At 66.4% G+C, this 13,194-nt stretch carries 17 protein-coding genes; all 17 read left to right on the top strand.

Going from position 1 to position 13,194, the window contains the following annotated elements:
- On the top strand, window positions 1–463 hold a 463-nt coding region (locus Q4G14_RS11635; RefSeq protein WP_303361914.1), incomplete at its 5' end, for a phage portal protein.
- A gap of 4 nt (window positions 464–467) precedes the next feature.
- On the top strand, window positions 468–701 hold the full coding sequence (locus Q4G14_RS11630; RefSeq protein WP_303361919.1) for a hypothetical protein: 234 nt from the start codon (window positions 468–470) through the stop codon (window positions 699–701).
- An 8-nt stretch (window positions 702–709) separates the two neighbouring features.
- On the top strand, window positions 710–1,234 hold the full coding sequence (locus Q4G14_RS11625; RefSeq protein ID WP_303361918.1) for an HK97 family phage prohead protease: 525 nt from the start codon (window positions 710–712) through the stop codon (window positions 1,232–1,234).
- A gap of 133 nt (window positions 1,235–1,367) precedes the next feature.
- Window positions 1,368–2,519, top strand: a complete 1,152-nt coding sequence (locus Q4G14_RS11620) for a phage major capsid protein (RefSeq protein ID WP_303361913.1) — start codon at window positions 1,368–1,370, stop codon at window positions 2,517–2,519.
- 200 nt (window positions 2,520–2,719) lie between these two features.
- The gene (locus Q4G14_RS11615; protein ID WP_303361912.1) at window positions 2,720–3,325 is read left to right on the top strand and encodes a head-tail connector protein; all 606 of its coding nucleotides are present in this window, start codon (window positions 2,720–2,722) and stop codon (window positions 3,323–3,325) included.
- Window positions 3,325–3,666 (top strand): head-tail adaptor protein, encoded by a 342-nt coding sequence (locus Q4G14_RS11610; RefSeq protein WP_303361911.1) that lies wholly within the window; start codon window positions 3,325–3,327, stop codon window positions 3,664–3,666. The genes Q4G14_RS11615 and Q4G14_RS11610 overlap by 1 nt, the downstream gene beginning before the upstream one ends.
- The gene (locus Q4G14_RS11605; RefSeq protein WP_303361910.1) at window positions 3,663–4,082 is read left to right on the top strand and encodes a DUF3168 domain-containing protein; all 420 of its coding nucleotides are present in this window, start codon (window positions 3,663–3,665) and stop codon (window positions 4,080–4,082) included. The genes Q4G14_RS11610 and Q4G14_RS11605 overlap by 4 nt, the downstream gene beginning before the upstream one ends.
- A 10-nt stretch (window positions 4,083–4,092) precedes the next feature.
- Window positions 4,093–4,506, top strand: coding sequence for a phage major tail protein, TP901-1 family (locus Q4G14_RS11600; protein ID WP_303361909.1), 414 nt, complete (start codon window positions 4,093–4,095; stop codon window positions 4,504–4,506).
- The gene (locus Q4G14_RS11595) at window positions 4,506–4,820 is read left to right on the top strand and encodes a gene transfer agent family protein (RefSeq protein WP_303361908.1); all 315 of its coding nucleotides are present in this window, start codon (window positions 4,506–4,508) and stop codon (window positions 4,818–4,820) included. Before Q4G14_RS11600 ends, Q4G14_RS11595 begins: the two co-directional genes overlap by 1 nt.
- A complete protein-coding gene (locus tag Q4G14_RS11590) occupies window positions 4,817–5,029 on the top strand; it encodes a phage tail assembly chaperone (RefSeq protein WP_303361907.1) in 213 nt (70 codons plus the stop codon). The genes Q4G14_RS11595 and Q4G14_RS11590 overlap by 4 nt, the downstream gene beginning before the upstream one ends.
- Window positions 5,030–5,058: 29 nt before the next feature.
- Complete coding sequence (locus Q4G14_RS11585; protein WP_303361906.1) at window positions 5,059–5,712, top strand: phage tail tape measure protein; 654 nt, start codon at window positions 5,059–5,061, stop codon at window positions 5,710–5,712.
- 10 nt (window positions 5,713–5,722) lie between these two features.
- Complete coding sequence (locus tag Q4G14_RS11580; RefSeq protein WP_303361905.1) at window positions 5,723–6,355, top strand: DUF2460 domain-containing protein; 633 nt, start codon at window positions 5,723–5,725, stop codon at window positions 6,353–6,355.
- Window positions 6,352–7,245, top strand: coding sequence for a DUF2163 domain-containing protein (locus Q4G14_RS11575; protein ID WP_303361904.1), 894 nt, complete (start codon window positions 6,352–6,354; stop codon window positions 7,243–7,245). The genes Q4G14_RS11580 and Q4G14_RS11575 overlap by 4 nt, the downstream gene beginning before the upstream one ends.
- Entirely contained in the window at window positions 7,235–7,675 is a 441-nt protein-coding gene (locus tag Q4G14_RS11570; RefSeq protein ID WP_303361903.1) for a peptidase, read from the top strand. Before Q4G14_RS11575 ends, Q4G14_RS11570 begins: the two co-directional genes overlap by 11 nt.
- Before the next feature lie 17 nt (window positions 7,676–7,692).
- Window positions 7,693–11,562 (top strand): glycoside hydrolase TIM-barrel-like domain-containing protein, encoded by a 3,870-nt coding sequence (locus tag Q4G14_RS11565; RefSeq protein ID WP_303361902.1) that lies wholly within the window; start codon window positions 7,693–7,695, stop codon window positions 11,560–11,562.
- On the top strand, window positions 11,549–12,265 hold the full coding sequence (locus Q4G14_RS11560; protein ID WP_303361901.1) for a DUF2793 domain-containing protein: 717 nt from the start codon (window positions 11,549–11,551) through the stop codon (window positions 12,263–12,265). The genes Q4G14_RS11565 and Q4G14_RS11560 overlap by 14 nt, the downstream gene beginning before the upstream one ends.
- A 77-nt stretch (window positions 12,266–12,342) precedes the next feature.
- Window positions 12,343–13,170 (top strand): serine O-acetyltransferase, encoded by an 828-nt coding sequence (cysE, locus tag Q4G14_RS11555; RefSeq protein ID WP_303361900.1) that lies wholly within the window; start codon window positions 12,343–12,345, stop codon window positions 13,168–13,170.
- Window positions 13,171–13,194: the final 24 nt, after the last annotated feature.

The raw sequence follows: 13,194 nt of genomic DNA, 5'->3' as shown, positions 1-13,194 counted from the left end.
GGTGATGGAGATGGAGCTGAACCATCAGGGCGCGCGCAATGCCGGGCGGCCGATGTTGCTGGAAGGCGGGCTGGACTGGCGGCCTATGGGCTTCAGCCCCAGCGATATGGAGTTTCACGAGACCAAAAAGGCCGCCGCGCGCGAGATTGCGCAGGCTTTTGGTGTGCCGCCGATGCTGATCGGCATTCCGGGGGATGCGACCTATGCGAATTATGCCGAGGCGCATCGGGCGTTCTATCGTCTGACGGTTCTGCCTTTGGCGACGCGGGTTGCGGCGGGGGTCGCGTGGTGGCTGTCCGAACACCTGGGCCATGAGATCGAGTTGCGCCCGGACCCGGATCAGATCCCGGCGCTGGCGGCGGAGCGCGATCAGCAATGGGCGCGGATTTCGGGCGCTTCGTTTCTGACGGATGCGGAAAAGCGGGCCTTGCTGGGCCTTGCGCCGCTGGAAACGGATGGGTGAGGCGATGGAGGGATCGCGGTTCGTCAAGGATGCCTTTGGCTGGCACGACCAGCGGTTCGAGGCGCAAGAGCGGATCATGGCCTTGCAGTTCGGCACCGTCGAAAAGCGGCTGGAGCGCATCGAAGTGCTGATCGAGCGGCTGGAAAAGCGCCTGTGGGTGACGGTTTACGGTGTCGTTGCCGTGATCCTGACCCAGGGGGTGCAGAGCATTCTGGATTTTGCGCCAAGGGGAATTTGACCATGGACATGGGGTTGGAACTGAAATTCGCCGGCGGCTCGCCGGTGCTGACGGAGGGGTCGGTCATCGAGGGCTATGCCAGCCTGTTCGGGATCACCGATCAGGGCGGCGATGCGGTGGCGCCGGGGGCTTTTGCCGCCAGTCTGGCGCGGCTGGCGGCCAAGGGCGACAAGGTGCGGATGCTGTGGCAGCACGATCCGGCCAAGCCCATCGGCGTCTGGGACGAGATCCGCGAGGATGACCGTGGGCTGTGGGTCAAGGGGCGGTTGCTGCCCGATGTCGCGCTGGCCCGCGAGGCGGCGGCGCTGATTGCGGCGGGGGCGATCGACGGGCTGTCGATCGGCTATCGCACCATCCGCGCCGAACGCGATCAGGCCGGGCGCCGCAGCCTGAAGGAAGTCGAATTGTGGGAGGTGTCGCTGGTCACGTTCCCCATGCTGCCCGAAGCCAAGGTTGGCCGCAAGGATGCGGATGACCTGCGCGAGATGGCGGCGGTGTTTGCGCGTGCGGCAGAGGCTTTGCGCGGCGCGTGACCGGCGACGGACGGGCCGGGCAGGTTCAGGGTGGCAGCCCGGCTGCCCGGCCGGATGACGATTTCGGGGCGTGCGGTCGCACGCTCCGTCACTTGGGGGCGCGAGGCCCCGACCTTGCGATGAGGAGAAGTCGATGACCGAGGTGAAGGCCGCGGCCGGGGGCGATGCGCCCGGCGAACTGAAAGGGGCCGTTCTTGGGTTTGTGAGCGAACTCAAGAACTTTCGTGAAGATATTGAAAAGAAAATGCAAGCACAGGACGAACGCATGACCATGCTGGACCGCAAGACCGCTATCCGGGGCCGCGCCCCTCTGTCCACCTCGGCCGAGGTGGAAGTGCCGCATCAGAAGGCGTTCAACGCCTATCTGCGCAACGGCGACGATGCCGCGCTGCGTGGCCTGCCGGTCGAGGAAAAGGGCCTGACCGTCGCATCTGACGGCGGTTTCCTGGCCGCGCCGCAGGTGGCGGAACAGGTGCAGGTCGTGCTGACCGGCGCTGCCTCGCTGCGCAAGCTGGCCAATGTCGTCACCGTCGAAAGCGCCACCTATGAGGTGCTGGTGGACAAGGCCGACACCGCTGCTGGCTGGGCCACCGAAACTGCCGCGCCCGAAGCGCAGTCGCCGGGTGTGGAACGGGTTGTGATCCCGGTTCACGAACTGTCGGCCATGCCCAAGGCCAGCCAGCGTCTGCTGGATGACGCGGCTTTTGACGTGGAAGGTTGGCTGGCCGAGCGGATCGCCGACAAATTCGCCCGCGCCGAAGCGGCGGCCTTTATCAACGGCGATGGTCAGGACAAGCCGCGCGGTCTGCTGTCTTATCCCACCGCTGACATTGGCAGCGAGGGGGATGGTCAGATCGGCGCTGTTGAGTCGGGCGATATCGGCACCTTGCTGGCGGATGATCTGATCGGGCTGGTTTATGCGCTGGCGGCGGAATACCGGGCGAATGCGGCCTTTGTGATGAACTCGAAAACCGCTGCGGTGATCCGCAAGATGAAGGATGGCGAGGGTCGCTATATCTGGACCGATCAGTTCGCCGCCGGTCAGCCCGCGCTGTTGCTGGGCTATCCGGTGATGATCTCCGAGGATATGCCGGACATCGACGTTGGCAAGCACGCGCTGGCCTTTGGCGATTTCCGCGCGGCTTATACCGTGGTCGAGCGTCCCGATCTGCGCGTTCTGCGCGACCCCTTCAGCGCCAAGCCGCATGTCCTGTTCTATGCCACCAAGCGCGTTGGTGGCGGTGTCACCGATTTCCGGGCCGTGAAGCTGATGAAAATCGCCTGATCCTTGGGGATCAGGCGAGACAGAGAGCCGTGCCGGGCGCGACGGGCCGACCGGCAGCATGTTGTCCGCACGTGCCGGATTCCGGCGCGCGGGCGCGGCTCTCTGATCTTGCTGTGTAAAGGTGCGGGCCGTCCGGTGGGGCGGCCCTTTTTAATCTGGATGACGGATACGGCGGACGGCAGGACGGGAGGTTCGGAAAAGTGATGCTGATCGAGGAAACGGCGCCTGCGGCGGAGGTATTGCCCGTCGCCGCATTGCGCGACCATTTGCGGCTGGGATCAGGGTTTGATCTGGCCGAGGATGCGGCAGAGACGGCGGCGCTGGCGGGCTTTCTGCGCGCGGCGATTGCCACAATCGAGGCGCGGACGGGCAAGGTGTTGCTGACCCGCCGCTTTCGGATGCAGGTGAACGACTGGCGCGACCGGCTGGGGCAGACGCTGCCTCTGGCGCCGGTGCTGGCGGTCGAGAGGATCGAGATCAACGACGGGCGCGGGATCGCCACGGAACTGCCAGCCGAAAGCTGGCGTCTGTTGCAGGACCAGCAGCGCCCGATGATTTTGCCCGCCGGGGTCATGCTGCCGCATGTGCCGCGCGCGGGCTTCGTGACGGTGCAGTTCGTGGCGGGCTTTGGCGAGACATGGGACCGCGTGCCCGCTGATCTGGCGCAGGCGGTGCTGATGCTGGCGGCGCGATATTACGAAGATCGCAGCTTTGAGGGATCGCGCGGGGCGATGCCTTTTGGCGTAAGCGCGCTGATCGAAAAGTGGCGTCAGGTGCGCACTCTTGCCGGGCGGGGGGCGCGCTGATGGCGGCGACACCAAGGTTGACGGTGCCGCTGGTGCTGGAGGCGCGCGACAAGCGGCCCGACGGCATGGGCGGGTTTGTTCTGGAGTGGCGGCCTTTGGGCCGTGTCTGGGCCGAGATGAAGTCGGGTGCCGGTGCCGCCGCGCGCGACGAGATCGGCCCGGTTGCCAAGGTCGGCTGGCGGATCACGCTGCGCGGTGCCGGCGTGGGCGACCCGCGCCGTCCGGCGGCGGGGCAGCGGCTGCGGATGGGCCAGCGGTTGTTCGCCATTCAGGCGGTGGCCGAACGCGACATGCAGGGGCGCTGGCTGACCTGCTTTGCGACAGAGGAAGATCAGACATGAGCTATGCCGCGACTATCGCGCTGCAAGGTGCGGTTTATCAGCATTTGCGACTCGATCCGGCTTTGGCGGGTCTGGTGGGCGATGCGATCTTTGATGCGATGCCAATCGAGGCCCCTACCGGCACCTATGTCGCGCTTGGCCCCGAGGATGTGGCGGATGCAGGCGATTACACCGCCCGTGGGTCGCGTCACGATTTTGTGGTTTCGGTTCTGACAGGCGCGGACGAAGGCGGCGGATTTCGCACCGTCAAGGCCGCTGCCGCCGCGGTTTCCGACGCGCTGGAGCGCGCCGATCTGCGGCTGGATCAGGGCCATCTGGCAGGGCTGTGGTTCCTGCGCGCACGCGCGCGTCGGGATCGCAAAGGAGCGGCGCGGCGGGTTGATATGACCTTCCGCGCCCGGATTGATCTGGGCTGAGGAGACAGTGATGGCAGTGCAGAATGGGCGCGATCTGCTGATAAAGATGGATATGACGGGCGATGGCTCGTTCCAGACGATTGCGGGGCTGCGCGCCTCGCGGTTGAATTTCAACGCCGAAACAGTGGATGTCACCAGCCTGGAAAGCGAAGGCGGCTGGCGCGAATTGCTGGGCGGCGCGGGTGTGCGCAGTGCCAGCGTGTCCGGTTCGGGCGTGTTCCGCGATGCGGCGACCGACGGGCGTGCGCGGCAGATCTTTTTCGACGGCGAGGTGCCGCGGTTTCAGGTGGTGATCCCGGATTTCGGTATCGTCGAGGGACCGTTTCAGATCACCAGCCTGGAATATTCCGGCAGCTACAACGGCGAGGCGACCTATGAGGTCAGCATGGCCTCGGCCGGGGTGCTGGAGTTCACGGCGCTGTGATGGCCAATCCGATGGCGGGTGAAGTCGATGTCATGCTGAACGGCGAGGTGCGCATGGCCAAGCTGACGCTGGGGGCCTTGGCCGAACTGGAACAGGATCTGAAGGCCGAAAGCCTGCTGGCCCTGGTCGAGCGGTTCGAGAAGGGCCTGTTTTCGGCCCGCGATGTTCTGGCTGTTCTGGCGGCAGGGCTGCGGGGCGGCGGCTGGGGCGGGCGCGCCGATGATCTGCTGTCGGCAGACATCGGCGGCGGCCCCTTGGCGGCGGCGCGGCTGGCTGCGGCCTTGCTGGCGCGTGCGTTCCGGTTGCCGGAATGAGCAGCCTTGCGCGCCCAAGGGGGCTGGATTGGCCGGGGCTGATGCGTGCGGGCATCCGGGGGCTGGGGCTGCGCCCGGCTGAGTTCTGGGCGCTGACCCCGGCTGAACTGGCACTGATGCTGGGCGTCGAGAGCGGCGCTGGCCATATGACGCGCGACCGGCTGGCAGAGCTGGCCGCGCGCTTTCCCGACCGGCCCACGGGGGGCTGAGGGATCATTCATTTCAGGGGGCAGGGCGCATGGCGGATGCGAACCAGTTCGGTGACGATTTGGACGGCTGGGATCAGGCTGGGACGCAGGCCAGCCGGGTGACAGCGGAATTTCAGGCAGAAATGGCGCGGCTGCGCGATCAGGCGGTCTATACCTCGCGCGAGGTGGACAAGCTGGCTTCGGGCCTGGGCAGCGGGCTGAGCCGTGCCTTTCAGGGCGTTGCGCTGGACGGGCTGAAGCTGTCGGACGCGCTGAAGGGGATTGCGCGCAGCATGGCGGACACCGCCTTTTCAATGGCGATGAAGCCGGTCGAAAATGCGCTGTCGGGGGCGCTGTCGAATGGCATTGCGGGGATGCTGTCGGGGGCTGCGCCTTTCGCCAAGGGCGGTGCATTTACCGAAGGGCAGGTGATGCCGTTTGCCAAGGGCGGCGTGGTCAGCGCGCCGACCTATTTCCCGATGCGCGGCGCCACCGGCCTGATGGGCGAGGCAGGGCCAGAGGCGATCATGCCCTTGCAGCGCGGGCCGGATGGGCGGCTGGGCGTCGCGGCCGGGTCGGGGGGGCGTGCGGTGAATGTCACGGTCAATGTCTCGACCCCGGATGTGGCGGGGTTCCAGCGCAGCCATGCACAGATCGCCGCACAGCTAAGCCGGGCGATGGCGCGCGGTGATCGTAACGGGTGAGGAGTTTCACATGGCATTTCACGACATCAGATTTCCGGCGAACCTGTCCTTTGGGTCCGTCGGCGGACCCGAGCGGCGCACCGAGATCGTGGCGCTGACCAACGGGTTCGAGGAGCGCAATTCGCCCTGGGCGCACTCGCGCCGCCGCTATGACGCGGGCATGGGGCTGCGGTCGCTGGATGATATGGCGCGGCTGCTGGATTTCTTTGAGGCGCGTCAGGGGCAGTTGCACGGCTTTCGTTGGAAGGACTGGTCCGATTACAAAAGCTGCCCGCCCACGCGCGCGGCGCGGTTTGACGATCAGGTGATCGGGGCGGGTGACGGCGTAATGACGGCGTTTCAGTTGCAGAAATCCTATGTGTCGGGTCCGGCGCGTTATGAGCGCCCGATCCTCAAGCCTGTTGCCGATACGGTGCGTGTCGGCATCAGCGGGGTCGAGCTGTTCGAGGGCATCAGCTATACGGTTGACCACGAAGCAGGGGTCGTCTCGCTGGCCAGCCCGCCGGAAAGCGGTGCCGTCATTACTGCCGGGTTCGAATTCGACGTGCCGGTGCGTTTTGACACCGACCGGATCGCCATTTCGGTCGCCTCGTTCAAGGCCGGTGAATTGCCGCAGGTGCCGGTGATCGAGGTGCGGGTATGAGCGCGACCTGTTTTGCCCGCGCCTGGGCGATTACGCGGCGTGACGGCGTGGTTCTGGGCTTTACCGACCATGACAGCGTGCTGGAATTCGACGGGATCAGCTTTCGCCCCGAACATGGCATGTCGGCGATGGCGCTGGTGCAGGCTGCCGGGCTGTCGGTGGACAATACCGAGGCTGAAGGCGCGCTGACCGATGACGCGATCACCGAAATCGACCTGATGGCCGGTCGCTGGGACGCTGCCGAACTGATGATGTGGGAGGTGGACTGGACCGCGCTGGACACACGGCGGCTGGTCTTTCGCGGGTCGCTGGGCGAGATCGTCCACAGCCGTGGTGCCTTTCGCGCGGAACTGCGCGGGCTGAGCGAGCCGCTGAACCATTCGCGTGGTCGGGTGTATCACCCGCGCTGCTCGGCCGGGCTGGGGGATGGCCAATGCGGGGTTGATCTGCTGCGCGACGGTTTGTTTGCGCGGTGGCCGCTGGCAAACTGTGCCGAGGGGCGGCTGTTCCGCTTTGCCGAAAGCGGATTTGAGGCGCGCTGGTTCGAACGTGGCGTTCTGCATGTGGAAACCGGGGCGGCGGCGGGGCTGCGCGCGCGGATCAAGAACGACCGCGCGCGCAGCGGCGGCGGGCGCGAGATCGAGCTTTGGTCGGCACTGGCGATCATACCCGAACCGGGCGATGTGATCCGGCTGACTGCCGGTTGCGACAAAAGCCCGCGCGCCTGCCGGTTCAAGTTCGACAACTATCTGAACTTTCGCGGCTTTCCACATCTGCCCGGTGAAGACTGGCTGGCCGCGCCGCAAAGCGGAGCGCGGCGGGTGGATAATTCGGGCTATGAGCGGGCGAATATCTGGGCACTCGCGCCGGAGGATACCTATGGCGCATGATGTGGTTGCGATTGCGCGGGGCTGGATCGGGACGCCCTATCATCATCAGGCCAGCGTCAAGGGGGCAGGCAGCGATTGTCTGGGCCTGATCCGTGGCATCTGGCGCGATCTGAACGGTGGTTGCGAACCCGAACAGGCCCCGCCCTATACGGCGGACTGGGGCGAGATCGGCGGGCAAGAAGTGCTGATGCAGGGCGCGTTGCGGCATCTGCATCCGGTGCCCGCGACCGCCCCGGACATGCCCGGCGAGGTCTTGCTGTTTCGGATGCGGCAGGGGGCCATCGCCAAACATCTTGGCATTCTGGCCCGCACGGGGCCAGCGGCCAGCTTTGTCCATGCCTATGAGCGGCACGGGGTGATCGAAAGCCCGTTAAGCGGGCCATGGCGCGCGCGGATCGCGGCGCGTTTCCGGTTCCCTGAAACCAACTGAACCAAAAGGAGGCCCGAATGGCCACGATTCTGCTGTCTGCGGTGGGCGCTTCGGTCGGAGGCGGGTTTGGCGGCGCGTTTCTGGGCCTTACGGGCGCGGTCGCGGGGCGTGCGGTCGGCGCGACCGTGGGGCGGATCATCGACCAGAAACTGCTGGGCGGCGGCTCGCGCGCGGTTGAGACCGGGCGTATCGACCGGCTGCGCCTGCCGACGGCGGGCGAGGGGCAACCCATTCCGCGCATCTGGGGGCAGATGCGGTTGCCGGGGCATGTGATCTGGGCAACGCCTTTGCAGGAAATCCGCCGCTCGCAGGGCAGCGGCAAGGGCAGCCCGCAGCCGCGCGTGACCGAGATCAGCTATATGATGTCGGTCGCGCTGGCGCTGTGCGAGGGCGTGATTCTGGGCGTGGGCCGGGTCTGGGCCGATGGCGAGGAAATCGCGGCGGCTGATCTGAACATGCGCGTTTATCATGGCGATGACACGCAGATGCCCGATCCGGCGATTGCCGCGGCCGAGGGCGATGCCGCCCCTGCCTATCGCGGCACCGCCTATGTCGTGCTGGAAAATCTGGCGCTGGAACGCTGGGGCAACCGGATGCCGCAACTGACGTTCGAGGTGACGCGCGCCGCGCAGGACGGCAGCGGGTTGCCGCGTGACGTGCAGGCGGTGGCGATGATCCCCGGCACGGGTGAATATGCGCTGGCGACGACTCCGGTCACGTTCGATTTCGGGCTGGGCGAGACGGTTTCCCTGAACCGCAACACGCCGACGGGGGGCACGGACTTCAGCGCCTCGCTGGATATTCTGGGGTGCGAGCTGCCCAATGTCGGCTCGGTCTCGCTGATCGTGTCGTGGTTCGGTGACGATCTTCGCATCGGGAATTGCACGGTGCAGCCCAAGGTCGAACATGCCGATCTGGACGGCTCGGAAATGCCCTGGCGTGCCGGCGGGATCACGCGGGCCGAGGCGCGCGAGGTGGCGCAGGTCGATGGCCGTCCGATCTATGGCGGCACCCCCAGCGATCAGTCGGTGATCGAGGCGCTGCGGGCCATTGCCGACAGCGGGCGCAAGGCGATGTTCTATCCGTTTATCCTGATGGAGCAGATCGCCGGAAATGGCCGCCCCGATCCTTATGGCGCGGCGGAACAGCCGGTCATGCCGTGGCGCGGGCGCGTGACCACGGCCATTGCGCCGGATCGTGAAGGCACCACCGATGGCACCGCTGCGGCGGATGCCGAAGTTGCGGCGTTTTTCGGACGCGCGCAGCCCGGCGATTTCCGTCGCGAGGGCGACCGGATCATCTATTCCGGGCCGGAGGAATGGTCTTATCGCCGGTTCATCCTGCATTACGCACATCTGTGCGCGGCCTCGGGCGGGATTGATTCCTTTCTGATCGGGTCGGAAATGGTGGCGATGACCCGTATTCGTGGGGCCAACGGTCGCTATCCGGCCGTGGAAGGTCTGATCCGTCTGGCGCGTGAGTGCCGCGAGATTCTGGGGCCGGATGTCAAGATCGGCTATGCCTCGGACTGGTCGGAATATTTTGGCCATCACCTGCCGGGCGGCGATGTGCGCTTTCATCTGGACCCGCTGTGGGCGGATGATGCGATCGACTTTGTGGGCATCGACAACTATATGCCGCTGTCCGATTGGCGCGAAGGCGAGACCCATGCCGATGCGCATTGGGGCCGGATCGACAACCCGGCTTATCTGCGCGCCAATGTCGCCGGGGGTGAGGGGTTCGACTGGTATTACGCATCCGACGCGGATCGTGCGGCGCAAATCCGCACGCCGATTCAGGATGGTGCCCATGGCGAGGACTGGGTCTGGCGCTATAAGGATCTGCGCGGCTGGTGGGGCAACACGCATCACGAACGCATCAACGGTGTGCGCCAGCAACGCCCGACCGCCTGGGAACCGGGGCTGAAGCCGATCTGGTTCACGGAATACGGCTGTGCGGCGCTGGACAAGGCGACGAACCAGCCGAACAAGTTTCTGGACGCCATGAGTTCCGAAAGCGTGCTGCCGCATTATTCCAACGGGCGGCGGAACGATGCGTTGCAGGCGGCCTATGTGCAGGCCTTCACCAGCTATTGGCGCGACCCGGACAACAATCCGGCGCGGCAGGGCGGGGGCCGGATGATCGACATGTCGCGCGCTCATGTCTGGTGCTGGGATGCGCGGCCCTTTCCGGCCTTTCCCGCCCGCACTGACCTGTGGAGTGATGGTCCGGCGTGGGAACGCGGACATTGGCTGAACGGTCGGGCCGGAGCGGTGGCGCTGTCGGCGGTGGTGGCCGATCTGTGCCGCGAGGCGGGGATCGCGGCCTTTGACACCTCGGGGCTGTCGGGCGTGGTGCGCGGCTATGCGTTGCAGGGCGGCGAAACCGGGCGCGCGGCGATGCAGCCGCTGATGCTGGCCTATGGCTTTGATCCGGTCGAGCGCGACGGCAAGCTGAGCTTTGTCATGCGCGACGGTCGGGTGACGGCCGATCTTGGCCCTGATGATATGGCGATTGCGGGCGAACTGTCCGGCCCGGAAACGGCGCGGGCGCCGCAGTCGGACATCTCGGGGCGTATCCGGCTGACTCATATCGAGGCGGGCGGCGATTATGCCGTCACCACCGCCGAAACGATGCTGCCGGATGACGATCAGGGTTCGGTCGCGGAAAGCGAGTTTCCCATGGCGCTGACCCGTGGCGAGGGGCGCGAGGTGGCCGAACGCTGGCTGGCCGAGTCGCTGGCGGCGCGCGACACGGTGCGCTTTGCGGTGCCGCCGTCGTGGTCGTCACTGGGGCCGGGCGACATCGTGCGGCTGCGCACGGACAAGGGCGGTGCGCATCGCTGGCGCATCGACCGGGTTGAACGCGCCGGGGCGATCACGGTCGAGGCGGTGCGTGTCGATGCCTCAAGCTATGCCGCGCCCGAAGCGGTCAGCGACAGCCCCGCGCCGGTTGCCTTTCGCCCGGCGCTGCCGGTCTGGCCGCTGATGCTGGACCTGCCGCTGATGAATGGCGACGAGGTGCCGCACGCCCCGCATCTGGCGGTGACGGCAACGCCCTGGCCCGGCTCGGTCGCGGCCTATGTGTCGGTGGGCGAGGATGGCGGGTTCGATCTGAACACCACCGTTCTGCGTCGCTCGGTCATGGGGGTGACGGAAAACGATCTGGCTGCGGCCCGGCCCGGCATGACGGATCGCGGCCCGGCGCTGCATGTGCGGCTGAAAGGCGGCGGTCTGAAATCGGCCTCGCAGACGGGGCTGCTGGCGGGTGCGAACCTGATGGCCATCGGCGACGGCACGCCGGGGCGGTGGGAGCTGTTCCAGTTCCTGACCGCACGACCCGTCGCCCCCGATGTGTGGGAGATCTCGGGCCGGTTGCGTGGTCAGGCGGGGACGGATGCGCTGATGCCCGCCGTCTGGCCTGCGGGCAGCGCGGTGGTGCTGCTGGACGGTGCGGCGCAGCAACTGGACCTGCCGCCCTCGGTGCGGGGGCAGATGCGGCACTGGCGCATCGGTCCGGCCCTGCGCGGACCGGATGACGGCAGCTATCGCAGCCTGTCGGCACCGGTTCAGGGGAACGGGCTGCGGCCCTTGTCGCCCTGCCACCTGCGACTGCAAGGCGGGGTGCTGACATGGGTGCGCCGCACCCGGATCGGCGGCGATGGCTGGGACGGGCTGGACGTGCCCCTGGGCGAATCGCGCGAGGCCTATCTGGTGCGGTTGACCCGCAACGGGCAGGTGCTGTCCGAGACGGTCACATCCGATCCGCGTTTCGTCGTGCCCTCCGAACTGGCCGGTTCCGGCCCGTTCACCGCCGCCGTGGCGCAGCTTTCGGATGAATACGGCGCAGGCCCTTTTGCAAGGAGAGTTTTCGATGTCTCTGAATGACACCCAACGGCTGGGGATGCCGCTGCTGCAACCCGCTCAGGCACAGAAACATGTCACCGTGAACGAGGCGCTGATGCGTCTGGACGGGCTGGTCAATCTGGTGCTGCAAAGCCGCAGCGTCACCGAGCCGCCTCAGACGGTAACGGACGGCGAATGCTGGGGCGTGCCGTCGGGTGCGTCGGGGGATTGGGCCGGTCAGGCGGGCAAGATCGCCATTGGCAGCAACGGCGGCTGGATTTTCGTGCCCCCGCAGGCCGGGATGCGCGCGCAGATCGTCGATCTGGGGGTCGAGGCGGTCCATGATGGCCGCGTCTGGGTTGCGGGTGCGCTGTCGATAGGGCTGTTCGGATCGGCGCTGATGGCCGGCATGACCGAGGCAGAAATCGCCGTCACCGCAGGCACCACGGTGGACACCGGCATCACCATCCCGGCAGGGGTCATGGTCATCGGCGCCGTTGCCCGCGTGACCGATGCCCTCACCGGCAGCCTGACATCGTGGAAGCTGGGCAATGCCGGGGCCGAGGATCGCTTTGGTGGCGGTCTGGGGATGGGGCAGGGGTCATGGGCGCGGGGTCTGCTGGGCAGCCCGATGTCGTTCTACAGCCCCGACACCATCGTGATGACCGCCGAGGGCGGCAGCTTTGCCGGTGGTTCGGTCAGGATCGCGGTTCACTGGCTGGAACTGCGTATCCCCCGCAGCTGACGATTACGGCCCGCCCGCGCTTTCCGCTGGCCTGCATCTGGGCTAAGACGGATGCAGCACAACCAGTGGGCGGGCCGATGAATATTCAGACCAACAGCAAACGCGCCATTTCGCACGACAAGGATGCGATCTGGGCGCAGATTTGCACCGAGGCCCGCAGCGCGGTTCAGGATGAACCGCTGCTGGGCGCGCTGATTCATGCCGGGCTGCTGTATCATCGCAGCCTGGAAGCCGCGCTGGCCTATCGCTTTTCCCTTAAACTTGCCTCGGATGAAATGTCCGAACAGATCCTGCGCGAAATCGCGGATCAGGCCTATGCACAGACGCCCGCACTGGGCGATGCCGCGCGCGAGGATTTGCTGGCCGTCTATGACCGCGATCCCGCGACACACCGGCTGATCCAGCCGATCCTGTTCTTCAAAGGCTTTCAGGCGCTGCAAGCCTATCGCATCGGCCATTGGCTGTGGGAACAGGGGCGGCACGATCTGTCCTATTTCGTGCAGATGCGCTGTTCCGAATGCTTTGGCGTCGATATTCACCCCGCCGCGCGGATCGGAACCGGCGTGATGATCGACCACGCCCACTCCATCGTGATCGGAGAAACCGCAGTGGTCGGCAATGATGTGTCGATGCTGCACTCGGTCACGCTGGGCGGCACCGGCAAAGAAGACGGCGACCGCCACCCCAAGATCGGCAATGGCGTGCTGATCGGCGCAGGCGCCAAGGTGCTGGGCAATATCGAGGTCGGCGACCATTCCCGCATCGCCGCCGGCTCGGTCGTCCTGCATCAGGTGCCGCGCTGCAAAACCGTCGCAGGCGTCCCGGCGCGCGTCATCGGCGATGCAGGCTGTGACGAACCGGCAACCTCGATGAACCAGATTCTCGGCATCGGCGACCCGCCCTGACCCATCTTTGGTCTGAAAATATCC

It is taken from the genome of Paracoccus sp. (in: a-proteobacteria) (genome assembly GCF_030538755.1).
Classification (GTDB): domain Bacteria; phylum Pseudomonadota; class Alphaproteobacteria; order Rhodobacterales; family Rhodobacteraceae; genus Paracoccus.
This window is presented reverse-complemented; position numbering and strand designations above follow the sequence as displayed.

Coding starts and splice junctions, on each gene's coding strand:
- Q4G14_RS11630 (WP_303361919.1), top strand. CDS start 468: ATGGAGGGATCGCGGTTCGTCAAGGATGCCTTTGGCTGGCACGACCAG.
- Q4G14_RS11625 (WP_303361918.1), top strand. CDS start 710: ATGGGGTTGGAACTGAAATTCGCCGGCGGCTCGCCGGTGCTGACGGAG.
- Q4G14_RS11620 (WP_303361913.1), top strand. CDS start 1,368: ATGACCGAGGTGAAGGCCGCGGCCGGGGGCGATGCGCCCGGCGAACTG.
- Q4G14_RS11610 (WP_303361911.1), top strand. CDS start 3,325: ATGGCGGCGACACCAAGGTTGACGGTGCCGCTGGTGCTGGAGGCGCGC.
- Q4G14_RS11605 (WP_303361910.1), top strand. CDS start 3,663: ATGAGCTATGCCGCGACTATCGCGCTGCAAGGTGCGGTTTATCAGCAT.
- Q4G14_RS11600 (WP_303361909.1), top strand. CDS start 4,093: ATGGCAGTGCAGAATGGGCGCGATCTGCTGATAAAGATGGATATGACG.
- Q4G14_RS11595 (WP_303361908.1), top strand. CDS start 4,506: ATGGCCAATCCGATGGCGGGTGAAGTCGATGTCATGCTGAACGGCGAG.
- Q4G14_RS11590 (WP_303361907.1), top strand. CDS start 4,817: ATGAGCAGCCTTGCGCGCCCAAGGGGGCTGGATTGGCCGGGGCTGATG.
- Q4G14_RS11585 (WP_303361906.1), top strand. CDS start 5,059: ATGGCGGATGCGAACCAGTTCGGTGACGATTTGGACGGCTGGGATCAG.
- Q4G14_RS11580 (WP_303361905.1), top strand. CDS start 5,723: ATGGCATTTCACGACATCAGATTTCCGGCGAACCTGTCCTTTGGGTCC.
- Q4G14_RS11575 (WP_303361904.1), top strand. CDS start 6,352: ATGAGCGCGACCTGTTTTGCCCGCGCCTGGGCGATTACGCGGCGTGAC.
- Q4G14_RS11570 (WP_303361903.1), top strand. CDS start 7,235: ATGGCGCATGATGTGGTTGCGATTGCGCGGGGCTGGATCGGGACGCCC.
- Q4G14_RS11565 (WP_303361902.1), top strand. CDS start 7,693: ATGGCCACGATTCTGCTGTCTGCGGTGGGCGCTTCGGTCGGAGGCGGG.
- Q4G14_RS11560 (WP_303361901.1), top strand. CDS start 11,549: ATGTCTCTGAATGACACCCAACGGCTGGGGATGCCGCTGCTGCAACCC.
- cysE (WP_303361900.1), top strand. CDS start 12,343: ATGAATATTCAGACCAACAGCAAACGCGCCATTTCGCACGACAAGGAT.